The organism is Paenibacillus sp. TSM33 (genome assembly GCF_056099025.1).
Window position 1 is genome coordinate 918,875 of sequence record NZ_JBLZXB010000017.1, and the last position, 24,111, is coordinate 942,985.

Below are 24,111 nucleotides of genomic sequence, written 5' to 3' on the forward strand. Positions count from 1 at the left end.
TTAGCGCTCTCCTCTCACTGCGGCGGCGATAGCAGCCTGACGCGGTTGCTTTGGTTGATTTCTTTTGTGTTCACGAATCATATCCAGAAAGCGGTCAAACAGGTAGCCATTATCGTAAGGGCCAGGTGCAGCCTCTGGGTGATATTGCACCGAAAACGCAGGATATTTAGTATGTTTAAGACCCTCGATCGTTTTATCGTTGTTATTAATATGCGTCACTTCAAGCTCAGTTCCTTGGATCGAATCCTCATTCACTGTGTACCCGTGATTTTGTGATGTAATGAAGCAACGGCCGCTCTCCAGTTCTTTTACCGGATGGTTACCACCGCGATGTCCAAATTTCAGCTTTTCCGTATCCGCTCCCGAAGCTAAGGCAAACAACTGGTGTCCCAAGCAAATCCCGAAAATAGGGTATTCTCCTAGCAGTTCAGCCACCGTACGGACAGCATGTGGTACGTCTTTCGGATCTCCAGGACCGTTGGACAGCTGTATACCGTCTGGATCTAAGCGACGAATTTCTTCGGCCGTCGTATCATGCGGAACGACAACCACATCGCAGTCCCGTTTATTCAGTTCGCGCAGGATGCCGCTCTTGGCACCATAGTCAATCAATACGATCCGTTCTCCGTTGCCAGGGCTGCTGTACGGATGAGGTGTAGAAGTCAAAGGAACCTGATTGCGCAGTTCTTCTATGGTCATGTCGGACATCATTTCTTTTAGTTCTTCCACCGGCTGGGAACCAGTCGTCAAAATGCCCTTCATTGTGCCGTGATGGCGAATAATCCGGGTGAGCATGCGGGTGTCGATGTCGCTAATGCCAATGATGCCATATTCCTTCAGCAAATCGCCCACGCTGTATTGAGCACGCCAGTTACTTGGCGCCGGCTCGTAATGTCGAACAGCAAAGCCATGAACATAAGGCCGTACCGATTCAAAATCATCACGAGTAATTCCATAATTACCAATCAGCGGGTAAGTCATGGTTACGATTTGTCCGCAATAAGAGGGATCCGTCAGCACCTCTTGATAGCCTGTAATCCCTGTGTTGAAAACGACCTCGCCTGTTTTTTCACCTTCCGCACCAAATGATGTGCCTGTAAACAGCGTGCCGTCCTGAAGTAACAATCTTGCCTGCATCCCGTCTCACTCCTCTATTTTGTTTCCTGCTATAAGGTTCTATTTTTTAAAGTAGTTGTGTATTATTTTGCTTCGTCAGCGACCATACCAGTTTGCCGTCTACCCAAGTTTTTACCGGCCAGCCTTTGAGTTTCCAGCCTGTAAAAGGAGTGTTGCGTCCTTTGCTGGCAAACGTTTGTGGATCAACTGCCTGTTCCTGCTCCAGATCAATCATGGTCAGATCAGCGGGTGCTCCCTCTTCCAGACGTCCTGTATCAAGGCGGAAGACACGCGCTGGGTCAGTCGTCATACGGCGCACCAGAAAGTCCAGCGTCCATTTCCCGGTAGCTACGAATTTGGTGTACAGCAGTGGAAAGGCCGTTTCAAATCCGACGATTCCAAATGGCGCCAGCTCCAACCCTTTTGCCTTCTCTTCCTCACTGTGTGCTGCATGGTCAGTTACGATGATATCAATCGTTCCGTCCTCCAGCCCCTCGATGCATGCCTGTACATCACGCGGGGAACGTAGTGGAGGATTCATTTTCCAGTTGGCATCCAGCCCAGGAATGTCCTCATCGGACAGTACCAAGTGATGCGGGCATACCTCAGCAGTGACTTTGATGCCAAAAGATTTTGCATGGCGAATCAACCGCACCGATTGCTCTGTGCTGACATGGCATACATGATAATGTGCCCCGGTTGCCTCGGATAGCAGGATGTCACGCCCAACATGAATCGCCTCGGATTCATTGGGGATACCTTTGAGTCCGTGACGCTTGGCAAATTCACCGTCCGTCACCGCTGCTCCTACAACAAGTGTGTTATCTTCACAATGTGCAATGACTGGCATATCCAGCGCTTTGGCTCGTGACATGGCATCTTTCATCATTTGCGCACTCTGCACTCCGACTCCGTCATCAGTAAAGCCGATTGCACCTGCTGCTTTGAGCGCTTCAAAATCCGTCAGTTCTCGTCCCAGTTCGTTTTTCGTGATGGCTGCGTAAGGAAGTACCTTGGCCAGCCCAGCCTCTTGCCCCTTTTTCAGCACCAGCTGAACCGTGTCTACATTGTCCGTAACCGGACGTGTGTTCGGCATGCAGGCAATCGTGGTAAATCCACCTTTCACCGCAGCGCGGCTACCTGTTTCAATGGTTTCTTTATATTCAAAGCCAGGTTCTCTCAGATGCACATGCATGTCGATTAGACCGGGGATGACCAGCTTTCCCTGGGCGTCGATTTTTTCGACATCGAGCTCTTGCCCAGATGCCCCTTCTTCCACAAGTAGGCTAACTCCGGCATCCGCATTGGCGATAGCTAAAATTTTCCCATCGGCAATAAGGATGGATTTCAATTCAGCCTCGCCCTGCTCGTTCAATACGCTTGCATTCATAATTAATTGTTTCATCTGAAATATTCCTCCGCTCAGGTTTTTTGCAACTTTTTCCTACGATCCTGCTGACAGCTTCTACAGCTTCATTGCCCGTTCCATAACCGCCATGCGGATCGGAACCCCGTTGGCCATTTGCGGAAAAATTCGCGATTGCTCGCTTTCCACAACTGCACTGTCGATCTCCACGTTTCGATTCACTGGAGCCGGGTGCATGATAATTGTTCCGGACTTAAGGCTTGCTGCTCTTTCTTCTGTCAAACCGTACTGCTCTCGGTACTCATCCGCTGAGCGCAACATTCCTTCGGCATGCCGTTCCAGCTGGACCCGCAGCATCATGACTACGTCTGCCTGCAAAGCTTCTTGCATCGGTACATAAGGCGCGTACGTTGCAAGATCAGGTGCCTGCATATTGTCCGGTGCACAGAAGCTAATCTTGGCTCCGAATTTTTGCAAGGCCCACAGATTCGAGCGAGCTACACGGCTGTGCAAAATGTCTCCTATGATGGATACTCTCAAGCCTTTAAGCTCACCGAAAGTTTTGCGCATGGTGTAGAGGTCCAGCAAAGCCTGCGTTGGATGCTCATTGTTGCCGTCTCCCGCATTAACCAGCGGAACACTGACCTTCTCAGCAAGTTCTTGCAGCACTCCGGCTGGCTTTAAGCGGATGACTCCAGCATCAATGCCCATGGATTCAAGCGTACGCACAGTATCGTAAATGGACTCCCCTTTTTCCACACTGGAAGCCGCAGCGGAAAAGTTCAAAACCTGAGCGCCGAGCCGCTTTTCCGCCATTTCAAAAGAAAAGCGTGTGCGTGTACTATTTTCAAAAAACATGTTGGCCGCGAAGCGTGACTGTAGGACTGGAATCAACTTTTGTGATTGTGATTCCCAATACTGAGCACGATCCAGAATCGACTCAATTTCATTTCGGCTAAGTTCTTTTAATCCGAGCAGGCTACGTTCTCTAAGTTGACTGGCTGTTGTGATCATACCTATTCCCCCCGGTTCTGAATGATCGTCACTTCGTCCTTACCGTCCGTCTCCTGAAGTGCAACTACGATTTCCTCAGATTTGGAGGTCGGGATGTTCTTGCCGATGTAATCCGGACGAATCGGAAGCTCACGGTGTCCGCGATCTGCTAGCACAGCCAGCTGGATCATTTGCGGTCGTCCGCAGTCCATCAATGCATCCATCGCCGCGCGAATAGTGCGGCCTGTGTACAGCACATCGTCAAAGAGAATGACTTTCTTATCATGAACCGATACGTCAGCGGGATTCATCAAAAGCTCTTTTCCATTTCCTTTAGCCTCGGCAACGCTGCTCCGGTCATCCCGGTAGGCTGTGACATCTAGCTCTCCCCATGGAATTGGTGCGCCTTCAATTTCAGCAATTTTTTCAGCCAAGCGCTGCGCCAGATGAACTCCGCGTGTTCGAATACCTACGAGTACGCAATCGTCAATACCCTTGTTTTTCTCCAAAATTTCATGTGCAATCCGCGTTAATGCCCGACGAATCGCAATTTCATCCATCAGTACATGTGTTTCACTACTCATGCTTCCAGCCTCCTCAGGTGATGTTCCCTTCAGACCTGGTCCCGTGTTCGGATACAAAAAAGACTCCTTGCCCAAGTTTGGCAAGGAGTCTCGTATGAACAGTCTTCCACTGTTCTCCGATCTGTCGGACACACTGAAGACATACCGCCGCAGCGGATGCACTGATCAGTGATCCATTCACGTTACCTTGCCAGCCTCACGGGACTGATTTAAAGGTGCTATTCAGGATTTCCTTTGTCCTGTTTCTCATAGTGTGAGATGGTTAACCATCTCTCGGACAAAGTCCATCGCAACTACAAGAAGTATGACAGATTGAAAATCTCGTGTCAACACCCGTTCAACCGGAACCACCGGAAGCACTTTAATAATTATACATCATAATTGTATAATTATCCATAGTTGTTTTTACCCATTCCTATTCAGACAATAAAAAAACCGCCATTTAGGCGGTTATACTTAATAATTTATTCAAGTTTTTGAATAGGAAAGCAGAGCAAATCATCATTATTTTAGCGACTACGCAAGGACGTTAATACGTCCTCCATATCAGGAGGGATCGGTCTGCTAAATTCTAAGTACTCTCCAGTAGTTGGATGCTTAAATCCCAGAACCGCTGCATGCAGCGCTTGGCCATCCATACGAACCCCTTTACTGCGTCCATACATAGGGTCGCCAACCAATGGATGTCCAATAAATTTCATGTGAACACGAATTTGGTGTGTCCGTCCTGTCTCCAATTGAAGTTCAAGCAGGGTATAATCACCTAACCGTTCAATGACGAGAAAATGGGTAACTGCATGCTTGCTGTTGCGTTCCGTAACCGTGAACAATTTACGGTCACCTGAATCACGACCAATCGGAGCATCTACGGTTCCCTGATCGTGACTCAAATGACCGTGGACCAATGCTATATATTTCCGAGTCACGCTATGATCCTTCAGCTGTGCTGCAAGTGATGCGTGGGCCTGATCATTTTTAGCTGCCATCAGCAGTCCTGATGTATCCTTATCAATACGGTGAACAATACCGGGACGTAATTCCCCGTTAATGCCGGAAAGGTCATGGCAGTGGTACATCAGTGCGTTGACCAGTGTTCCCGAGGAGTGTCCTGGTGCAGGATGCACAACTAGACCACGTTGCTTGTTAATGACAATAACGTCCGAATCCTCGTATACGACATCTAGCGGAATATTTTCCGGCATAATATCTACACTTTCTGGTTCAGGTACCGATAGTACGATATGATCTCCTTCAGCCAGCTTGTAGTTCGCTTTGACCGCCGCACCGTTCACCAGTACCCGACCATTCCCGATCCACAGCTGGATCTGGGAACGAGACACTTCCTTCATTTCTTCGGCGATGTATTTATCTATACGTGTTTTGACATCCTCTGAATCCGCTGTCCATTCCAGAGATTCACCCTCCAGTTCGTCCTCATAAGACAGACCTATGGCTTCGCCGTTTTCATTCACTTCGTTCATGCTATGACTTCCCTTCAACGCTATCATTGCCATTCCCTTTTTCCCGACGCGATTCCAGCAATGTATCCAAAATAATCAGTGCAACACCGATGACAATTGCCGAGTCTGCCACATTAAAAATCGGGAATGTGTAGCTTCCAAAATTGAACTGTGCAAAATCAACTACTTCTCCAGAAATAGCTCGATCCAAAAAATTACCAACCGCTCCCCCAAGCACCAAACTTAGCGCAACAGGAAGTAGTTTTTGCCCAGCTCTGACCGTTTTTCTCAGGTACCATACGATACCGATCACAACTACAATTGTAATCACGATAAAAAGCCAGCGTTGCCCTTCCAAAATCCCAAAAGCGGCTCCGCGATTACGATGAGAGGTGATTAAAAAGAAATTGCCGATGACTGGTATTTGCTCGTACAATTCCATCCGCGTAGCCACCAAATATTTGACACCCTGATCAATCAAAAAAATAATTAGCGCAATACCAAAATAAATCACAGTCCTTCGTCACTCCGATCCGCTTATATCCGTTGTCGAACCCATTTATTGTAGCATAAGCCTTCTCAGATCGTCCACGAGTCCTGCAAGCTATCGAGCATAGTCCTTAAATGGAATGAACTCAATCACATTTGATTAGAATTTCCTATGTAAAAGAGGTCTTCCCGGTGCACACTACAAGGAGCATACCTGACACATTGCATGCATGTAAATCTAGAACAAGGAGAGGATTCCATGTCCCCATTGACGGAGCAACAATTGCAGGGCTTGCGTAACGAACTGCTGGAACGCAAAAAGGAAATTGAGCATCGTTTGCAAAACAACGACCATTATGGACTCGGCGATTCTCAACGCGACCAAACCGGTGAGCTTTCTCCCATCGATAACCATCCAGGCGATCTAGCTACCGAAACCTATGAGCGAGCCAAAGATATTTCCTTACTGGAGCATGACGAGTTTCAATTGGAACGTATCAAATCAGCCTTGATGGCTATGGATAAGGGAACCTATGGCATTTGCGCCGCCAGCGGCAAACCCATCCCCTATGAACGCCTGTTGGCTGTTCCCTATACCATTTATTGCAAAGAATACAGTCCTGAGACAGAAGTATCCAACAACCGTCCGGTGGAGGAAGAATTTCTCGCTCCCGCGTTCGGTAGAACAAGCCTGGATGAGCGTGAAGAACAAAACGGCTTTGACGGTGAAGATGCTTGGCAGATCGTTGAAAATTGGGGAACCTCTAACACCCCGGCCATGGCGGAAAGTGGTGAAATCCACCGCTATGATGATATGGAAATTGAAGCTGGCGATGATAATATGGGCTTCGTAGAGCCATATGAAAGCTTTGTCGCTACTGACATTTATGGCAGAAATGTATCCATTGTCCGCAGTTCTATTTATCAGCGTTATATAGAAGATGGCGAGGGTGAAGGTCTGCTGGAGCCAGATTTGCACGAGGACGAATCGGAATCTTAAAAGTGAAACGCCCTAGTAGGTAGTAAGCTCTAATTGTCGCTGTACGATCCGTACAATATCAGCGATATAATCACCGATAATCGGCAAATTCAGCGCTCCGAGCACTTGCAGCACATAAATTATGGTAGCGGCAAAAAAAGTAAACCCTAGCGCAATGCCGATTCCACGGGAAACACCTGATATTAGGTTTAGCCAAAGTAATCGCCAAGGCTTATTCAGCAGCAAAGCGTAATCTGCAATACGTGTTCGTTCCATCTGCTCTGATACAGCTTGCACCAGCTTTTCCACACGACTTAGTTTCTCTGCCTGGTCACCTGCTATTCCCTTATCTGAGGCTATGGCGGCCCCTTCTCCGTTCATCCCTCGGAGACTCCTGCCCAGTCTGCGCCTTGACCGTGCTGTCATATGCACAATCCCCCTTTTCCCATGGCTGCCCCGAAAGCAGCAAACGAGCCGAAGCACGTAACGGAGGAAACCCGTTTCCGATGCTTAGGCTCGTTTTTATATGCTGCCTGTTATTGTATTATGGGACAGGGGGCTTGTAATTATTCCCCAATATGAACGCCGATCGTTTTGCCATTCACTTCTACATGTTCCGCTGGTTCGGCTTGACCAAATGTCACCGTGGTTACCAATACGTTCTCACGCAACACAGAGTCGAAGCTTTCGATCGCCTGACGCAAATCGTTGTCTACATCCAACGTCAATGCTACATACTTTTCAATCGGCAGATCCAGCTTTTTGCGGTAGTCTTGTACCGCACGAACCACTTCACGTACCCAGCCCTCTTGCTCAAGCTCCGGTGTAATGTCTGTGTTCAACGCTACCGTTAAGCCATAGCCAGAAGCAGAAGCGAAGCCTTCTTTCGCTTTTTTCTCCACCAGCAATTCCTCAGCTGTAACTTGCAACTCTTCTCCTTCTGGAGAAGCCACGTTCAGTACCCCTTTTTCTACAACAGAACGAGTTTCTTCAGCAGACATTCCCTTGAAAAGATTTTGTAGGAATCCGACATTTTTGCCGTATTTCTTGCCTGCCACTTTCAAATTCAGCTTCAATGTAAAATCTACAAATCCGCTATCGTCCGTCTCAACATGAATATGCTTCACATTGATCTCATCTTTGATGATTTCTTCATAGCCGCTCAGGTCAAAATCCTGATCCATAGACAGAATCAACTCAGACAACGGTTGACGCGTTTTCAAACCCGTTTCGTTACGGACATTACGTGCTAATTCAACGACACGACGTGCCGTTTCCATGTCTCGCTCCAGTTCGAGATCAATTAAGGATTCATTGGCAGACGGATAGTCATCCAGATGAACACTTTCCCCATTGCTCAGGTTGAGGTAAATATCCTCAGCAAGCAGCGGTGTAAACGGTGCAAGCAGCTTCGCCGTCGTTAACAGCACCTCCGTCAGTGTTCGGTACGCATCCAGCTTATCTTCTGTAAGCCCGTTGCCCCAGAATCGATCGCGTGAACGACGGATATACCAGTTACTCAGCTCATCCACAAACGACTCAATCGCTTTGGAGGAGTTCAGGAAGTCATTCGCAGACAATGCTTTGTCCACGACCAAAATCAGGCTGTTCAGACGGGACAAAATCCAGCGATCCAACTTGTGTGCCGATGGCTTGAACGGGTACTGTGCCGGATCAAATCCGTCAATATCCGCATACAAGGTCAGAAATGCGTGTGTATTCACAAGCGTATCTACCAGCTTCGATTTAGCCTCGCCTACAATGCCTTTGGAAAAACGTTTGCTATTCCATGGTGCGCTATCGGAGAGCAATGCCCAGCGGAAAGCATCTGTGCCGTACTCGTCAATTACTTCCCACGGATCGATCACATTCCCCTTCGATTTGGACATTTTCTGCCCCTGTTCATCCAGTACATGGCCTGTTGCCATGACAGCTTTGTATGGAGCTTTGCCAGTCAGCATCGTCGAAACCGCAAGCAAGCTATAGAACCAGCCCCGAGTCTGGTCAATCCCTTCACAGATCATGTCTGCCGGAAATTGCTGCTCGAACGTTTCTTTATTCTCAAATGGGTAATGATGCTGTGCAAACGGCATAGAACCGCTATCGAACCATACGTCGATGACTTCTGGTGTGCGAGTCATTTCGTATTTACCACATTGGCTACGAACCTTGATATCATCTACATATGGTTTATGCAGATCGATATCTGCTGGTACGTCCCCAATCGCACGTTCTCTCAATTCAGCAATACTATGAGGTGCGAACTGTTCTCCAGTTTCCTCACAAACCCAGATATTGAGCGGAGTACCCCAATAGCGATCGCGACTGATGTTCCAGTCCACCAGTTCCTCCAAAAACTTGCCAAAGCGTCCTTCGCGTACATGACCCGGATACCATTCAACCTCGCTGTTGTTAGCAATCAGTTGGTCCTTGATTGCAGTTGTTTTGATAAACCAGCTGTCCATAGCGTAGTACAATAATGGAGTATCGCAGCGCCAGCAGAACGGATAGCTATGCTCATATTTTTCCTTGCCGTACAGCAAACCTTTTTCGGACAGCATTCTAACAATATCTACATCGCAATCTTTCACAAAACGACCTGCAAAGTCAGTGATTTCCTTTACATAGTTACCTTGGAGATCCACCACGTTGATAAACCCAACGCCATTTTCACGGCATACGCGATAGTCATCCTCACCATGTGCCGGAGCCATATGAACGATACCTGTACCACTGGAGTCTGTTACGAACTTCGCACCCAGAATTTGGTTACCCTTCTCCACCTGAAAATAAGTAAATGGCGGGGTATAGGTTTGACCTACCAGTTCAGAACCTGATAACTTGCCAATCACTTCATAATCACCTTTAATTACGGTCTCAACCAGATTTTTAGCAACGATATATACACCGTCTTCCTGCTTGACACGTGCGTATTCCAGTTCAGGGTTAACGGCGAGCGCCACGTGACTCGGCAAGGTCCAAGGTGTTGTCGTCCAGGCCAGTACATATTCACCACTGCTATGCAGCTTGAATTTGGCCGTGGCACTCAGATCCTTTACATCTTTGTAGCCCTGTGCTACTTCATGAGAACTTAGCGTCGTCTGACAATCCGGGCAATACGGACTCACACGATGACCACGATACAGCAGGTCTTTCTCATGAATCGTCGCCAAAATGTTCCATACGCTCTCGATATAGTTATTGTCCAAGGTAATGTAAGGGTGATCGAGGTCTGTCCAGTATCCGATCGCTTCGGTTAAATCGCGCCATTGCTGCTCGTACTCAAACACGCTCGCTTTACATTTTTTAATAAACTTCTCAACGCCATATTCTTCAATTTCAGGTTTGTGGGAGATCCCCAGTTGCTTTTGCACACCTAGTTCCACCGGGAGGCCATGCGTATCCCAACCCGCCTTCCGTACGACACGATATCCCTTCATAGTCTGATAGCGGCCGACAAAATCCTTAATTACACGGCCCAGCACATGACCGATGTGTGGTTTGCCGTTTGCTGTTGGTGGGCCTTCATAAAACACAAAATTAGGCTTTCCTTCACGATTGGTAATGGATTTACGGAATGTGTCCTCCTGTTTCCATTTGCTCAGGATACGTAGGTCACGTGACCGTGCTTTTTCTTTAACATCCACTCTGTTCATAACGTCATACTTCCTTTCTGCTCATCATTGATTGTTCTAGCGCACTTAAAAAACAACAAAAAAAGCCCCATCCCTATATAAGGGACGAGACTGTGCTCGCGTTACCACCCTGATTCCGTTAACAGACCAATCTAAAAAAGACGATCTTGTCACGACTCTCTGAGCCCTACTCCACTTCAGCAGGGCGCCATTATAACGCATGGCAAACGGTGATTGCTTACACACGCCATAAATTTAAGCGCTTCAGCTCACTTCTCCGGGAGGATCTTCAGTCATGTTCTGAACGTTGGCTTGCACCGGAAGGCCAACTCTCTGAGGGACAAATCATGACGTACTCGTTCCCATCAACGAATTAAACATGTTAAATTCATCGAATTTTAAATCAGCAACATCGTTGCTTTGAATAGCAACCATCAACCGATAGACGGATAATCATTGAATTCAGTATAGTATTTACAGTTATAGCCTGTTTAAAGATAAAAGTCAACCCTAACAAGAACTAATAAAAGCTTGTCAGAAATCAGAATTAGTAAATTTCTTTCATTTCACGCTCGCGCTCCAGCACTTCACGTTCCCGGTTTTCAAGTGCTTCCCAGCCATCTTGGCTCAACAAGTCGAGCTGTGCTTCCACCAATGTACGAAACCGTGCTCGGTAAATTGAAGCCTGTTTCTTCAGTTCTTCAACCTCCAACGCAATTTTGCGGGATTTGGACAATGCTTCGTTCACAATACGATCCGCATTTTTTTCCGCTTCCTTCACGATCAGTTGAGATTCTTTCTTGGCGTTGTTGCGGACTTCATCAGCTGCTTCCTGCGCGACAATAATTGTCTTACTCAGTGTATCCTCAATCGTCGCAAAATGATCGAGCTTCTCCTGTACGTTCAACAACTGGGTGCTCAGTTCTTTATTTTCACGAATAACGGCCTCGTAATCCTTGATCACCTGATCCAAAAATTCATTAACCTGATCCTCATCATAACCGCGAAGCCGGCGGGCAAATTCCTTATTATGTATATCCAATGGCGTTAATGGCATGCCGTCCACCTCCTATAAGATTGACAAAAAATTCATTTTCCGCGTCACGACGCTCATTATCATCTATCGGTCATCATACCCCGTTTTGTGAATACTGTACAGAGCAAAATCGTTCCAGTTCTTCGCTATAGGTTTATTCTTTCGACAGAAAGTTCATGAATCCTGCCTACAGCTATACAAACTTCCCAATTTTGACACGGAATCTACCCTTTTTTGTCATCCCGTCTGTTTCAAGCACTTTGAAACGCCCAAATCCCTGCATGGAAATAACGTCCCCTACCTTAAGTGAAGTGGATGGATTCTCCTCCACCTTCCAGTTTACCCGACATCGTCCCGCTCGAATCGGTGTTAATATTTTACTGCGACTCAATTTGTAGACATCACTAGCAATCCCGTCCAGGCGCAAAGAAGCCACCGTCAGATCCATCGCCTCTAATGCAACTTCCTTCGTTCGGAGACTTGCTACTGGCAACAGTTCTGTCCATACATGAACACGATGTACCTGCTGCAGATGCATGGTCATAAAATCTCCAATCTCTGACGCCACCAATACATGACACCCATCATCCAGCACGTGAATGTCCCCGATTTTTCCACGCTTGATTCCAAGTCCCAATATGGCACCTAGATAATCACCGTGCTCAAGGGTATTGAGTTTATGGTCATCAGATGTGATGGAGAGGACCTGAATTCCCATTTCTTCATCGTCCAAATACGAATAATCGGGCGCAATCAACGCCCGCTTTCGTTCCGAAGCTGTGTATCCGCCATCTATCCTAATCGTGACCTTGTCTTCCTTCGAAGCAAGTGTCTCCAATATGTACTGTTGTCGCGGATCCAAAAAATCAGTCAGCTTCTGTTCATGATAAGCTCCCGCATGACTGATCCATTCGGAAGCACGATCCACATAATCCCGTTCATCCGGGTGAAAATGCTCATAAATCTCAGTTCGCATAAATCCTCCTAGACGAAATTGCCAATTAAAGAAATCAAACCGTACGATGCAAAACGCAGAGCAATCAGCGCTACGATAGGTGAAATATCAATCATTCCGAAGATGGGCGGTATAAACCTGCGGAAAGGAGACAAATACGGCTCCACAAACCTGGCAAGTAAGTCACCGATCACACTCTCTCTTGCATTAGGAAGCCATGACAGCAGGACATATGCAATGATCATGTACGAATAAATCTGAAATAACCAGTAAATTACCTCGATCAAGAAAAGCTCACCTCATTCTGTTAAGTTCTTGTTCAGTGTCAGCTAGTATCTCCGTAATGGAGCCTTGAATTTCAACCGTATCCGGTGTACACAGAAAAATATTGTTACCGACCTTGGAAATGCCACCACTCAGTGCATACACAGTGCCACTCAAAAAATCAATGATACGTAGCGCCTGATCCTTGCGAATTCGTTGCAAGTTAACCACAACGGTGCGGTGGGAACGGATATGGTCGGCGATTTCCTGTGCTTCGTCGTAAGAACGCGGCTCATACAGAACAACTTTAACATTTTTCTGTGAATGGATGCTGACAACATTCGTGCCCTTCTGGTTCTTACGTTTATCGAAGCTTGGGGTTTCAATTTCTTGATCTTCCGGCGTATTCATAATCTCTCGCTCTATAACTTCCTCTTCTTCCTGAAGCCCCAGAAAGTTCATGAACTTATTCATTACGCTCAATGAAAATCCTCCTCTCGTCCGACCAGTACGGAACCGAGCCGCAACCAGGTCGCTCCTTCTTCAACCGCCACTTCAAAATCATTAGACATTCCCATAGACAAGTGAACGATAGGTTCTCTAGTCAAGGCTTGTCCATTTAACCGATCACGCAGTTCACGCAATCCCCGAAACACAGGTCGAGTATGTTCCGGGTTTTCCTCATGAGGTGCCATGGTCATCAAGCCGATTACGTCCACATGTTCCAACTCGCGAATTTGTTCCAGGAAAGGGGCAACCGCCTCGGAGGATAAGCCGTATTTTGAAATTTCTCCAGAAATATTGACTTGCACAAAAGCTTTGACTCGCAGTCCCAAAGCGGCTGCCTTCTTGTCCAATTCCTGAGCAAGCGATAAGCGATCAAGCGAATGTATAAATTTAAACTTTCCAATTACATCTTTAACCTTATTCGTTTGGAGATGACCAATAAAATGCCACGTTCCCCGATCACCCAACTTGCTCCATTTATCCGCAGCATCCTGCCAGCGATTTTCGCCCACATGCTCCAAATCGTTATGCAATACCGATGCCATTGCCGCCGCCGAAACATATTTCGTGACAGCGATCACATTTACTTCATCACGTGAACGTCCGCTACGGGCACATGCCGCTTCGATACGGGCGTTGACTTCTTTAATTCGTTCCTCCAAAGACACGGGAGGACTCACCTCTCTTCCAGACCTATCCAGCTCGCCATTCTTCCTGTAACGCCGCCTTCCTTGCGATATGAAAAAAACAAATCGCTACGGCTACTCGTGCACAAGGTAGTACATTCGATATGGCTCGGCAATATTCCTGCTTTCATCATAATGTGTCGATTACATTGTTTCAAGTCGAGTAGTGTTTTTCCGCCGGTTAAGGGGAAATAAACAGAACCTTCCCATTTATCATTACCCGGGCAATCATGCTCTAAAACCCGAATTTGGTTCATCACATGCTCATCTACCTCATAGGATTCAGGACCAATAGAAGGACCAATAGCTGCTAGTATATCGGACGGCTGAGACCCATATTCAGTTTGCATGCTCTGTACCATTTTCAACGCAATCTCCGCAACTGTCCCTTTCCAGCCTGCATGCGCCAACCCAATCACACGATGAACGGGATCACAAAAATATAAGGGTACACAGTCCGCATAAAAGGACGTCAGCAAAATACCTGGTATATTCGTCACAAGTCCATCTGTGTCCTGAAAAGCTGATGCACGATCCATAAAGCCTCGCCCACGATCAGCAGCGTGGACAACAGCAACATGATTACCGTGGACCTGTTCGCCGCACGTCCACGCTTCAGCAGCGAAACCAAGCTGCTCAGCAATTAATTGGCGATTGCGAATGACTTTCTCAGAGTCATCCCCTACATGAAACGCACAGTTCAGACTATTGTATGGCGCTTCGCTGACACCGCCATGACGCCCTGTAAACCCCACTGTTAATCCGTGAACCTGCCGCTCCCAAGATTGGATATATAACAACTCTGGCACGGGACGTCCGCCATCTTGCATGGGCGTAGTCCCTCTAGCCTCGGTATTCACTATAAACGGTTCCATTTCGTTCTCACCTCTACTGCCCAGTGTACCAAAAAGCCGCCGCTGTGTCTTCACAACATACTAAATTACGTGTACCTGCTGTTCAAAAGCCCCGTCGGTCATTCCGCTCCTGACGTTCGATATAAGACTTTTCCTCCCTCTCATCCAGTGGCTCATGCAATCCCTCCAGTCGAACAAGCACAACATCCGAACCAATTTTCACAATGTTGCGCCACGGAATAACCAATTCGCTTCCCCCTCCAAACCAGCCCATGAATCGGCTGCTGCCCGGAACCACAATAGCTTCAATTTTCCCTTGACGTACGTCAATCTCCAGATCACTGATTTGTCCCAGACGTCGTCCATCTACAATGTTAATGACATCCTTGGTTTGAAACTCAGAAATTTTCATGGCTCTTACTGACGTTTCCGGTGCACTCACACGCATCACATCCTTTATTTCACTATATGAGTGGAAGAGCCCAAAAAATGTCCTGCAAACGCAAAAACGATCCACACGGGATCGTTTTTATCACTGATCAATCAAGCTTTCATTTCATTCAGGACTTTACATGTTTTTGCATTTGCTGGATAGCTGACTTTTCTAATCTCGAAACCTGGGCTTGAGAGATACCGATTTCGTCGGCAACCTCCATTTGCGTCTTTCCTTCATAAAAACGCATAGACAATATCATCTTTTCACGCTGGCCCAGGCGATGCATCGCTTCCCGGAGAGCGATTTCCTCAATCCATGAGACGTCTTTATTTCTGTCATCACTGATCTGATCCATCACATAGATTGGGTCGCCCCCGTCGTGATATATCGGCTCGAACAGCGAAACTGGATCCTGAATCGCATCCAATGCGAACACAACATCTTCTTTAGGCACATTCAGCACCTCTGATATTTCAAAAATCGTTGGTTCCCGCGAGTTCAGATTTGTCAGACTGTCCCGCACCTGAAGCGCCTTATATGCAATATCCCGCAACGAACGGGACACACGAATCGGATTGTTATCCCGCAAATAACGGCGGATCTCTCCAATGATCATCGGCACCGCATAAGTGGAGAACTTTACGTTTTGCGAAAGGTCAAAATTATCAATCGCCTTCATCAGGCCGATGCATCCTACCTGGAACAAATCGTCCACAAACTCCCCCCGATTGTTAAAACGCTGAATTACACTCAGGACGAGCCGGAGATTGCCGTTGACCAATTTTTCTCTGGCTGATCGTTCATTTTTTTGCTGAAGTGATGTGAACAGCTCGCGCATTTCTGCATTGGTTAATACCGGCAGTTTGGCGGTATCCACACCGCAAATTTCCACTTTGTTTCGGGTCATCGTGTCTTACCTCCCAAGGAGCAACATTAATGTACATTATCTCCTGAGGGCATTTTTTTATTCGCCGTTTCCATCGCTTCCGGATATCCCCAAGCATCATACCATTTTATTGAATTCTTTTCGTAAGCGCTTTATAATTCGTTTTTCCAGACGCGAAATATACGATTGCGATATACCCAACAGGTCAGCAACATCCTTCTGTGTCTTCTCTTCTCCGTCTTGTAAGCCGAAGCGCAACTCCATAATCAAACGCTCTCGATCCGTCAACTTATCCAGTGCCTTATGCAATAATTTACGATCCACCTGCTCCTCAATATTACGATAAATGGTATCATTTTCCGTGCCCATCACATCAGAAAGCAACAACTCATTACCATCCCAATCAATATTCAGAGGCTCATCAAAAGAAACCTCCGTTCTCGTTTTACTATTACGACGCAAATACATTAAAATCTCATTCTCAATGCATCGAGATGCATAGGTGGCAAGTTTGATTTTCTTCTCTGGATCAAAAGTGTTCACCGCTTTAATCAGCCCAATAGCACCGATGGATACGAGATCCTCAATGTTGATTCCCGTATTCTCAAATTTACGGGCAATATACACGACTAACCGCAAATTCCTCTCGATTAGCATCGACCGCACTGCTGCATCTCCAGAAGAAAGCTTTCCTAGCAAATACTCTTCCTCGTCTCTTGTCAACGGAGGGGGGAGCGCCTCGCTACCGCCAATATAATAAATTTCTTCACTTTTCAGCCCGAATAAAAATAAAATACGATAATATTGCAGTTGCAATGCCAGCCTAAATTTCATTTTTAAATTCATCTGTTCCCTCATATCATTCTCCCCCTTTTGAAAATAGTACAAGTCTTACTGGGCTCCATCCATTTCAGCATCGAAAGTTTCTCCTCGTCTGTAAACCTTGTCCTGACTCTTCTCCATCATCCTGATCATGTAAAATGATCACTAGCATATGTTTCTCGCTTTAGGCTTGAATCAGCTTTCCCTTCTTCGTGTGCCGTCACATCTGGATGGATGATGGCACGGTATTTGCCCTCTGCCGACAACTTTCCCCCGTCCAAGCCAATCAGCACTCGATGATGTACATAATGAATCCCATTCATCACCACCTCTACTCGATCTGGTTTGAGTGCGAGCATAAAGGAATGACTTCGATTAATCCCACGATAGGGGACGAGACGAACACGATCCTGCCAGCTGAACGATTCCTCCCCCAGATCCATCACTAGTTGATCCGCATTACCTTCAGAACACTTTTGGAGCCAGGAGGCGGGTAAATACGATCCCCACAAGGCAGCCTCCATGACCATCACTGGGGTCCGGGTTAAAGGATCATGCAGTTGGTTGCCTGTATCCAATAAGCCTGTACACTCAATATGATCCTGCCCAATCCACACCTGTACTTGCCCCAAAAAGCCGCTCATTCTTTCTGTTCGTTGCTTCGAGGACTGTACAATACGAAAGAAAAGCATCACTCCGCCAAATGCGCATAAAATAAACCAGAATGCGATTTTTAATTCAAAAGACATTCCACCTGATGCGGTATACCAGATGCCATTAAACAATTCCCCCGTATTTTGGAGAAAATAATGGATCCCCAAAATGCCACCTGCTGCTACAAAATTGATCATGTAAAAGGCACCCATTGTACGAAGATACTTTTGCATGCTGCCAAAACCAAAAGCCACCAGCAGCATAATGACCGATAAGGCTAGCTTGATTAGAAATGTAAATAAAAATGACAGTTCCGGCACAAACATCATGACCACATACATTGCGCCAATTCCAGCTGAAGTCATCAATCGCCACCACACTGGACGGATCTTTCTCATCCAGGCAGTGACCATTAGTAACACAGCATCAATGAACAAATTGGCCAAGAAAATCAAATCGATATAAACAACCAAGGATTCACCCGCCCAGCATTTTGCAGGATAGGATTAAGTATAGTAGCCATACGGTTCAAAGTCTGTCTAACGGTGGGGACGGTGTCCGACTAATTTTGTCGGAAAGAGGAGAAGCACTGGCCGTACGGGATGCGGAGAAAACAGAAAGAAGCCCGCATCTCCAAGGAGAATGCGGGCTGTCTAGATATAAACTAGTTATCGTTATTATTATTGCGTGAACGGTTACGTAAGAATGTCGGAATATCCAATTGGTCACTGCTTTGAGAGTTACCGAATGGACGCAGGTTAGGAGAGGACTTTTCCGTTGCTTCGGAAGCCGCTGGGTTAGCTGCCGGTCTACGTCCCGGTGCTGGCTGGCTCGGCTTACCTTCAAAACCAGTGGCGATCACGGTAACCTTAATCTCTTCTTTCAAGTCTTCATCAATGATAGCACCGAAAATCATGTTCACTTCCGGATCGGAAGCTGATGTTACAATTTCAGCCGCCTCATTGACCTCATATAGAGACAAATTGGTGCCGCCAGTGATGTTCATAATGACACCACGCGCACCTTCTATGGATGTCTCCAGCAACGGACTCATGATAGCCTTGCGCGCTGCTTCAGCCGCACGATTTTCACCTGTAGCTTCGCCAATCCCCATTAACGCGGAGCCACGCTCTGTCATGATCGTTTTTACGTCAGCGAAGTCAAGATTGATCAGACCCGGTACAGCGATCAAATCCGAAATACCTTGTACGGCCTGACGCAGAACATTATCCGCTTCACGGAATGCTTCCAGCATCGGAGTTTTCTTGTCTACAATTTCAAGCAAGCGATCATTCGGGATTACAATCAAGGTGTCTACTTTTTCTTTCAATCCCTCAATGCCAAGTTCAGCTTGATTGGAACGTTTACGTCCTTCAAATGTGAATGGTCGAGTTACCACGCCTACAGTCAGCGCACCGCATTCCTTAGCAATTTCAGCAATGACAGGAGCCGCTCCGGTTCCTGTACCGCCACCCATTCCCGCAGTTACAAATACCATATCCGCGCCTTTGAGCGTATTCATAATGAGTTCACGCGACTCTTCAGCCGCTTTTTTACCCACATCAGGGTTAGCCCCGGCACCCAGACCGCGAGTCAGCTTATCGCCAATTTGAAGCTTATGCTCAGACTTCGCCAAGTGAAGCGCCTGGGCATCTGTATTGACAGTTATGAACTCTACACCCTGAACTCCATTTTCGATCATTCGGTTAACTGCATTGCTGCCGCCGCCTCCGACGCCGATCACTTTAATTTGAGCCAAGCTCTCCATTTCAAAATCAAATTCCAACATACTATTCCATCTCCCCCTCAATGTGCATGGATGGCCCGTCCATGATTGGCATAATTAGCAATGAACGTTATATAAATTCACTGAACATATTTTTTAAGCGTTCAATCAACCCCTGCTTCTGCTCGCCTTCCGCAACGGGACTGCTGCTTTTGGTTCGGTTAGTCGGCTTCTTGGTACTACCGCCACTGTTGCTAACACTAGCCGATCTCCCGCGATAGTAACGAATAGCATTATGCAAGATACCAACTCCGCTCGTGTATCCCGGATCCCTTACACCGATAAAATCAGGTACAGCGATCCTTACGGAAGCGGCCAGTTCGCTTTGTGCCACCTGAAGTACACCAGGCATGGAGACGGTGCCTCCGGTAAGTATATAACCCCCCGGAAGCTCTGTGTAACCCAAGCGCTTAACTTCCGCCTGAATGAGTTGAAAAATTTCCTGTACTCTCGGTTCAATAATAGCAGCCAAATCCTGTTGGTTGAACTCCTTATCTACATTACTGCCGATACGAGTCACTTTAAAGACGACATCGGCTGCTGCATCATCATACCAAGCGCAGCCGTATTTGAGTTTAACTTTTTCGGCTTGATCGGTAAGGGTTCTCAGTCCGTAGGCAATATCATTGGTTACAAATTCTCCGCCGATTGGGAGTGTTGATGTGGCAACAATCGTTCCTTCCTGGAAAATGGCCACATTCGTAGAACCTGCACCAATATCCACCAGCACGGAACCCATCACCTTTTCATCCTTCGAAAGAGACAACTGTCCAGCTCCGAGAGGCAACAAGACGAGATCTTTAATCCTCAAGCCAGCTTTCTCAACGCAGCGCAACAGATTATGTATTGGGGTCTTGCCTCCAGTAACAATCGTAGCCTCTACTTCGAGACGAACACCGATCATACCACGAGGGTCCTGAATTCCTTCAAGGCCATCCACGACATACTGCTTGGCTACCACGTCAATGATTTCTCTCTCCGGTGGTACGGCAATTACTTCTGCTGCCTTCAGTACACGTTCAATGTCCTCCTCACCGATTTCGCGGTCCTCGTTGGACACGGCTACTACGCCATGACTATTTTGCAGACCAATATGGTTGCCTGAGATCCCCACATACACTTCTGTTATTTGAATACCAACCATGCGTTCTGCGTGATCCACGGCGTTACGGATTGATTGCACGGTTTGATCAATGTCTACAATTGCACCTTTGCGAATCCCTTCCGAGTCGGCAGATCCAACTCCAATAATATTAAAGGTTCCATTATTCATTTCCCCAATAATAGCCCGAACTTTGGATGTACCGATGTCCAAACTAACAATGATGTCATTGTTGCTCAAGTCTGTGGCACCTCCTGACTCCAAAATGAATTTCGTTCTTTAAACACACTCTGTACATATTCAACATACTCCATGCTTTCCCTCTTTTTTCTACAAATTTTTTAGAAGCCAATTTATGGTTGCAGTCACATAAAAATTTGAAGAAAAAAGAAGGAGGCAAGTCTATTACCCATAAAATCAATTCTAGCATTTTTTCACATCACTGAGTAGTATCTTTTTCTTGACCCTCTTCGCTCGTATCGGGTTTGAATGGAACGTAGGAATCCGCCTCCAGCATTGTGATCACACCAGGCTCTTCTGTTTCCAGCACCTGGTTCAGATAGCTGATTTTAGAGTTCAACAGTGAAACGGTTGTAATAACCTCAAACTGGGAACGCGTGTACATTTTTATACGGTCTGGAAAAGAAGGAATCGGCGCGGGAATGATTTCCGAGATATCAGCTGTCCATTCGCCCGGAATGCGTGATAAAGCATCACACAGCTTCGCTTTGTAGGGATCATCTGATTTCCATTTAGTCAAAATAGGCTTTTCAACCGCTATCCCACTGCTTCCTACGCCCACGCTTGTCCCATTTGCTAGAATAGCACGCAGGCTACCGTCACTTTGCAACTCGTAAGCTACTGTAGCAAACTCCTTAATGTGAATCGTAATGATGCCCGGAAACTGCTTGTCCACTGTGACTTGCTGAATCGACTGAATTTCCCGCAGCTTCTCAGAGACGTCGGAAGCACTGACTCCGAAATATTGATCTCCGACAGCGAGACCACTTCGATTGAGAAGTTGCTCCCGGGTCGAAAATACATTACCATCAAAACGAATTTCAGAAACCTGACTCAACGAAGAACGGAAAAAGAGAACAGCGAGCAGTACAATAAACAACAAAATGAGAAGAATAGCAATCTTCCGGCTTGTTCTTTTTTTCGTCCTGTTCTTTTTAAGAACAGGTATTTGAGCATTTGGCATAGCTTCTCTCCACAAAAGCCCTTTGTCCCCCCGTTAACGGAGGGACATTATAGGCATTAATTTACGAAATCCAGCTGCTCGGGCACCGGAGACTGACGGCTCATTCGGGCACCCAATCCCTGGAAAAGACGTTCGATCCGGTCATATCCTCTGTCAATGTGATGAACCTGCTCGACAATGGTACGTCCCTGAGCGGCTAGACCGGCTATAACCAGTGCAGCCCCTGCCCGCAGATCGGTAGCCTCTACTGTAGCCCCGTACAGACGAGAAACCCCTCTTATAAAAGCAGCATTCGCATCGACCGTAATATCAGCACCCATTACATTTAGTTCATCTACATGTTTAAATCGGCTTTCGAAGACAGTCTCTTTCATGACACTGAAGCCGTCCGCCAAAGATAATAGAACCATGACCTGAGATTGCAAATCCGTCGGAAATGACGGATAAGGTGAGGTAACGATCCTCTCTACTGCTTTGGGACGGCTCATACAACTTACGGTCATTATATCATTCAAGATGCCGATTTGAACACCAGCCCGCCTGAGGACATGAATCAAAGCAGACAAGTGGGAAGGATTGCAGTGTGTCAACGACACACTGCCTCGTGTAGCTGCCGCTGCGATCATAACCGTTCCAGCTACTATGCGGTCAGGAATGACCTCATACGTACATGGATTGAGTTGGCTGACCCCCACGATTGTAATGGTGTCTGTTCCAGCACCTATAATATGGGCTCCCATGGCGTTCAGAAAGTTTTGAAGATCCTGAATCTCTGGTTCCCTCGCTGCATTGGTAATCGTTGTTCGTCCTTCGGCCAGCGCGGCAGCCATCATAATATTTTCTGTTGCCCCTACGCTCGGAAAATCCATGTGAATGTCCGAGCCAATCAGCTTGCGGGCACGAAACGTAATTTGCTCGTCTTTCTCCTCGATCTCTGCACCCAGAGCTTTTAGGCCCTCCAGGTGAAGATCAATTTTGCGCTCGCCTATGGCGCAGCCTCCGGGCTGGTAAATGGAAACTTCTCCATATCTAGCGAGCAACGGTCCCATTAGAAAGATAGATGACCGCATTTGCTTCATCAAATCCTCAGGAATTTGGAACGTTCGGACGGACGATGTATCCACATATACCGTTTCCTCTTCATGTCGGCATGTGCAACCAAGTCTTTCAAGGATGTGCAGCATGACCTTAATGTCTAAAAGATGGGGGACATTCCGAATTTCCACCTTACCTTGTGCAAGCAAACTTGCTGCAAGAATAGGTAGCGCCGCATTTTTTGCCCCATGGATACGTATGGTGCCTGACAGGGGACGGCCTCCCTCAATCACCAATTTGTCCAATGTATCACCTCCGAGTTTACCGCTCACCCACTACGAAAACCTCCGGAACTAGCTCGATGCCGGTTTGAGATGATATTGTACTTTGAATATGCTTCATTAGGGTAAGCACGTCCTCTGCTGTCGCTTGACCGGTATTTACAATGAAATTAGCATGCTGTACAGATACCTCAGCGCCTCCCGCCTTCAAGCCTTTGAGACCTGCGCTTTCAATAAGCCGGGCAGCATAGTCTCCTGGTGGATTACGGAACACACTTCCTGCACAAGCTAACTGTAGCGGCTGGGTCAGCCTACGGCGGTCTTTAAAAGCCGCAAGCGCTGCTGAGATTTGCTCTCGGTCCCCCCGCTTCATTTGGAACACTGCCTCTGTCACCATTCCACGTTGCTCATGCAGCACGGAGTGACGATAGCTAAAATGCATTTCCTCGGCATTGTACACTGCCAATTCCCCTGTATCCAGCACAATCTCAGCGGACTGGAATATTTGTGACACATCAGACCCGTGGGCACCGGCGTTCATGTAGACAGCCCCACCGACCGATCCTGGAATACCACCAGCAAACTCAAGGCCTGACAGACCCTGCTTGCTAGCCATAACACATAGTTTGACCAGTGAAACGCCTCCACCAGCAACGATCTGTTCATCTTCGAAACGAACATAATCAAATCCTGGTCCCAGCTTGATCACCAGTCCCCGAATCCCTTTGTCAGAGACGAGCATGTTAGAGCCCCGCCCCAACTGCATCCAGGGAATTCCGTGCTCGCTAGCCAGCTTCAAAATCCTTGCCAACTGCTCTTTGGTGTCCGGGATCACAAGAGCATCCGCAGGGCCTCCGATCTTCCAGGTCGTATATTTGGACAGCGGCTCATGCTTCAGCACTTTTCCGATATCATGCTCCGCTAATAATGGCATCCATTGCTGCATTGTACTGAAACCTCCTTATTGCTTGCCCCGCATCG

The 24,111-nt window shown here is 47.1% G+C and carries 24 protein-coding genes and 1 other annotated feature; of the genes, 1 reads left to right on the plus strand and 23 read right to left on the minus strand.

What is annotated here, in order from left to right; translation table 11 throughout:
- The 6 genes from carA to lspA form a co-directional block, all read right to left on the minus strand.
- The gene (gene carA / locus ACN6NF_RS16025) at nucleotides 1–1,137 is read right to left on the minus strand and encodes a glutamine-hydrolyzing carbamoyl-phosphate synthase small subunit (RefSeq protein WP_016821526.1); all 1,137 of its coding nucleotides are present in this window, start codon (nucleotides 1,135–1,137) and stop codon (nucleotides 1–3) included.
- Between the two features lie 46 nt (nucleotides 1,138–1,183).
- Nucleotides 1,184–2,521: a dihydroorotase gene (locus ACN6NF_RS16030; protein WP_474318567.1), complete on the minus strand. Its 1,338-nt coding sequence runs from the start codon at nucleotides 2,519–2,521 to the stop codon at nucleotides 1,184–1,186.
- Between the two features lie 60 nt (nucleotides 2,522–2,581).
- Nucleotides 2,582–3,496, minus strand: coding sequence for an aspartate carbamoyltransferase catalytic subunit (locus ACN6NF_RS16035; RefSeq protein ID WP_474318568.1), 915 nt, complete (start codon nucleotides 3,494–3,496; stop codon nucleotides 2,582–2,584).
- 2 nt (nucleotides 3,497–3,498) lie between these two features.
- The gene (gene pyrR, locus ACN6NF_RS16040; protein ID WP_474318569.1) at nucleotides 3,499–4,059 is read right to left on the minus strand and encodes a bifunctional pyr operon transcriptional regulator/uracil phosphoribosyltransferase PyrR; all 561 of its coding nucleotides are present in this window, start codon (nucleotides 4,057–4,059) and stop codon (nucleotides 3,499–3,501) included.
- Nucleotides 4,060–4,568: 509 nt separating this feature from the next.
- On the minus strand, nucleotides 4,569–5,540 hold the full coding sequence (locus ACN6NF_RS16045) for an RluA family pseudouridine synthase (protein WP_016821530.1): 972 nt from the start codon (nucleotides 5,538–5,540) through the stop codon (nucleotides 4,569–4,571).
- Between the two features lies 1 nt (nucleotide 5,541).
- On the minus strand, nucleotides 5,542–6,033 hold the full coding sequence (lspA, locus tag ACN6NF_RS16050; RefSeq protein WP_013372070.1) for a signal peptidase II: 492 nt from the start codon (nucleotides 6,031–6,033) through the stop codon (nucleotides 5,542–5,544).
- Between the two features lie 234 nt (nucleotides 6,034–6,267).
- On the opposite strand from lspA, the gene ACN6NF_RS16055 reads away from it, so the two are divergent.
- The gene (locus ACN6NF_RS16055) at nucleotides 6,268–7,008 is read left to right on the plus strand and encodes a TraR/DksA C4-type zinc finger protein (RefSeq protein WP_474318570.1); all 741 of its coding nucleotides are present in this window, start codon (nucleotides 6,268–6,270) and stop codon (nucleotides 7,006–7,008) included.
- A gap of 12 nt (nucleotides 7,009–7,020) precedes the next feature.
- Here ACN6NF_RS16055 and ACN6NF_RS16060 read toward each other — a convergent pair whose 3' ends face one another.
- From ACN6NF_RS16060 to murB, 17 genes are all read right to left on the minus strand, one after another.
- Nucleotides 7,021–7,413, minus strand: coding sequence for a DUF5665 domain-containing protein (locus ACN6NF_RS16060; protein WP_026065489.1), 393 nt, complete (start codon nucleotides 7,411–7,413; stop codon nucleotides 7,021–7,023).
- Nucleotides 7,414–7,553: 140 nt separating this feature from the next.
- Nucleotides 7,554–10,643, minus strand: a complete 3,090-nt coding sequence (gene ileS / locus ACN6NF_RS16065) for an isoleucine--tRNA ligase (protein ID WP_474318571.1) — start codon at nucleotides 10,641–10,643, stop codon at nucleotides 7,554–7,556.
- A 77-nt stretch (nucleotides 10,644–10,720) separates the two neighbouring features.
- Nucleotides 10,721–11,000: a binding site (T-box leader), on the minus strand.
- Between the two features lie 169 nt (nucleotides 11,001–11,169).
- Nucleotides 11,170–11,679 carry a DivIVA domain-containing protein gene (locus ACN6NF_RS16070; RefSeq protein ID WP_474318572.1) on the minus strand — a complete coding sequence of 170 codons (510 nt, stop codon included), beginning with the start codon at nucleotides 11,677–11,679 and terminating at the stop codon, nucleotides 11,170–11,172.
- 172 nt (nucleotides 11,680–11,851) lie between these two features.
- Nucleotides 11,852–12,634: a YlmH family RNA-binding protein gene (locus ACN6NF_RS16075; protein WP_474318573.1), complete on the minus strand. Its 783-nt coding sequence runs from the start codon at nucleotides 12,632–12,634 to the stop codon at nucleotides 11,852–11,854.
- Between the two features lie 8 nt (nucleotides 12,635–12,642).
- A complete protein-coding gene (locus ACN6NF_RS16080; RefSeq protein ID WP_013372075.1) occupies nucleotides 12,643–12,900 on the minus strand; it encodes a YggT family protein in 258 nt (85 codons plus the stop codon).
- Nucleotides 12,901–12,907: 7 nt separating this feature from the next.
- Nucleotides 12,908–13,360 (minus strand): cell division protein SepF, encoded by a 453-nt coding sequence (locus ACN6NF_RS16085; protein WP_474318574.1) that lies wholly within the window; start codon nucleotides 13,358–13,360, stop codon nucleotides 12,908–12,910.
- Nucleotides 13,357–14,052, minus strand: a complete 696-nt coding sequence (locus tag ACN6NF_RS16090) for a YggS family pyridoxal phosphate-dependent enzyme (RefSeq protein WP_474318575.1) — start codon at nucleotides 14,050–14,052, stop codon at nucleotides 13,357–13,359. Before ACN6NF_RS16090 ends, ACN6NF_RS16085 begins: the two co-directional genes overlap by 4 nt.
- 8 nt (nucleotides 14,053–14,060) lie before the next feature.
- A complete protein-coding gene (gene pgeF, locus ACN6NF_RS16095; RefSeq protein WP_474318576.1) occupies nucleotides 14,061–14,945 on the minus strand; it encodes a peptidoglycan editing factor PgeF in 885 nt (294 codons plus the stop codon).
- Nucleotides 14,946–15,027: 82 nt separating this feature from the next.
- Nucleotides 15,028–15,372, minus strand: coding sequence for a YlmC/YmxH family sporulation protein (locus ACN6NF_RS16100; protein WP_474319070.1), 345 nt, complete (start codon nucleotides 15,370–15,372; stop codon nucleotides 15,028–15,030).
- A gap of 112 nt (nucleotides 15,373–15,484) precedes the next feature.
- Nucleotides 15,485–16,267: an RNA polymerase sporulation sigma factor SigG gene (gene sigG / locus ACN6NF_RS16105; RefSeq protein ID WP_474318577.1), complete on the minus strand. Its 783-nt coding sequence runs from the start codon at nucleotides 16,265–16,267 to the stop codon at nucleotides 15,485–15,487.
- Between the two features lie 96 nt (nucleotides 16,268–16,363).
- On the minus strand, nucleotides 16,364–17,104 hold the full coding sequence (gene sigE, locus ACN6NF_RS16110) for an RNA polymerase sporulation sigma factor SigE (RefSeq protein WP_044785336.1): 741 nt from the start codon (nucleotides 17,102–17,104) through the stop codon (nucleotides 16,364–16,366).
- Between the two features lie 113 nt (nucleotides 17,105–17,217).
- On the minus strand, nucleotides 17,218–18,195 hold the full coding sequence (gene spoIIGA / locus ACN6NF_RS16115) for a sigma-E processing peptidase SpoIIGA (protein WP_474318578.1): 978 nt from the start codon (nucleotides 18,193–18,195) through the stop codon (nucleotides 17,218–17,220).
- A 191-nt stretch (nucleotides 18,196–18,386) separates the two neighbouring features.
- A complete protein-coding gene (gene ftsZ, locus ACN6NF_RS16120) occupies nucleotides 18,387–19,511 on the minus strand; it encodes a cell division protein FtsZ (protein ID WP_019688024.1) in 1,125 nt (374 codons plus the stop codon).
- Between the two features lie 67 nt (nucleotides 19,512–19,578).
- Nucleotides 19,579–20,850: a cell division protein FtsA gene (gene ftsA, locus ACN6NF_RS16125; protein WP_474318579.1), complete on the minus strand. Its 1,272-nt coding sequence runs from the start codon at nucleotides 20,848–20,850 to the stop codon at nucleotides 19,579–19,581.
- Between the two features lie 199 nt (nucleotides 20,851–21,049).
- On the minus strand, nucleotides 21,050–21,814 hold the full coding sequence (locus tag ACN6NF_RS16130; protein WP_017428129.1) for a cell division protein FtsQ/DivIB: 765 nt from the start codon (nucleotides 21,812–21,814) through the stop codon (nucleotides 21,050–21,052).
- Nucleotides 21,815–21,870: 56 nt separating this feature from the next.
- Nucleotides 21,871–23,181, minus strand: a complete 1,311-nt coding sequence (murA, locus tag ACN6NF_RS16135; RefSeq protein ID WP_474318580.1) for a UDP-N-acetylglucosamine 1-carboxyvinyltransferase — start codon at nucleotides 23,179–23,181, stop codon at nucleotides 21,871–21,873.
- Nucleotides 23,171–24,076: a UDP-N-acetylmuramate dehydrogenase gene (murB, locus tag ACN6NF_RS16140; RefSeq protein ID WP_474318581.1), complete on the minus strand. Its 906-nt coding sequence runs from the start codon at nucleotides 24,074–24,076 to the stop codon at nucleotides 23,171–23,173. The genes murA and murB overlap by 11 nt, the downstream gene beginning before the upstream one ends.
- Nucleotides 24,077–24,111: the final 35 nt, after the last annotated feature.

Excerpts from the sequence above, each read along its gene's own strand:
- ileS (WP_474318571.1), bottom strand. The coding sequence starts at position 10,643 with ATGAACAGAGTGGATGTTAAAGAAAAAGCACGGTCACGTGACCTACGT.
- ftsZ (WP_019688024.1), bottom strand. The coding sequence starts at position 19,511 with ATGTTGGAATTTGATTTTGAAATGGAGAGCTTGGCTCAAATTAAAGTG.
- sigG (WP_474318577.1), bottom strand. The coding sequence starts at position 16,267 with ATGACCCGAAACAAAGTGGAAATTTGCGGTGTGGATACCGCCAAACTG.
- pyrR (WP_474318569.1), bottom strand. The coding sequence starts at position 4,059 with ATGAGTAGTGAAACACATGTACTGATGGATGAAATTGCGATTCGTCGG.
- carA (WP_016821526.1), bottom strand. The coding sequence starts at position 1,137 with ATGCAGGCAAGATTGTTACTTCAGGACGGCACGCTGTTTACAGGCACA.
- ACN6NF_RS16075 (WP_474318573.1), bottom strand. The coding sequence starts at position 12,634 with ATGCGAACTGAGATTTATGAGCATTTTCACCCGGATGAACGGGATTAT.
- sigE (WP_044785336.1), bottom strand. The coding sequence starts at position 17,104 with ATGAGGGAACAGATGAATTTAAAAATGAAATTTAGGCTGGCATTGCAA.
- pgeF (WP_474318576.1), bottom strand. The coding sequence starts at position 14,945 with ATGGAACCGTTTATAGTGAATACCGAGGCTAGAGGGACTACGCCCATG.
- ACN6NF_RS16130 (WP_017428129.1), bottom strand. The coding sequence starts at position 21,814 with ATGCCAAATGCTCAAATACCTGTTCTTAAAAAGAACAGGACGAAAAAA.
- ACN6NF_RS16030 (WP_474318567.1), bottom strand. The coding sequence starts at position 2,521 with ATGAAACAATTAATTATGAATGCAAGCGTATTGAACGAGCAGGGCGAG.
- murB (WP_474318581.1), bottom strand. The coding sequence starts at position 24,076 with ATGCAGCAATGGATGCCATTATTAGCGGAGCATGATATCGGAAAAGTG.
- ACN6NF_RS16060 (WP_026065489.1), bottom strand. The coding sequence starts at position 7,413 with ATGACAGCACGGTCAAGGCGCAGACTGGGCAGGAGTCTCCGAGGGATG.
- ACN6NF_RS16045 (WP_016821530.1), bottom strand. The coding sequence starts at position 5,540 with ATGAACGAAGTGAATGAAAACGGCGAAGCCATAGGTCTGTCTTATGAG.
- ACN6NF_RS16035 (WP_474318568.1), bottom strand. The coding sequence starts at position 3,496 with ATGATCACAACAGCCAGTCAACTTAGAGAACGTAGCCTGCTCGGATTA.
- ACN6NF_RS16055 (WP_474318570.1), top strand. The coding sequence starts at position 6,268 with ATGTCCCCATTGACGGAGCAACAATTGCAGGGCTTGCGTAACGAACTG.
- ACN6NF_RS16100 (WP_474319070.1), bottom strand. The coding sequence starts at position 15,372 with ATGCGTGTGAGTGCACCGGAAACGTCAGTAAGAGCCATGAAAATTTCT.
- ACN6NF_RS16070 (WP_474318572.1), bottom strand. The coding sequence starts at position 11,679 with ATGCCATTAACGCCATTGGATATACATAATAAGGAATTTGCCCGCCGG.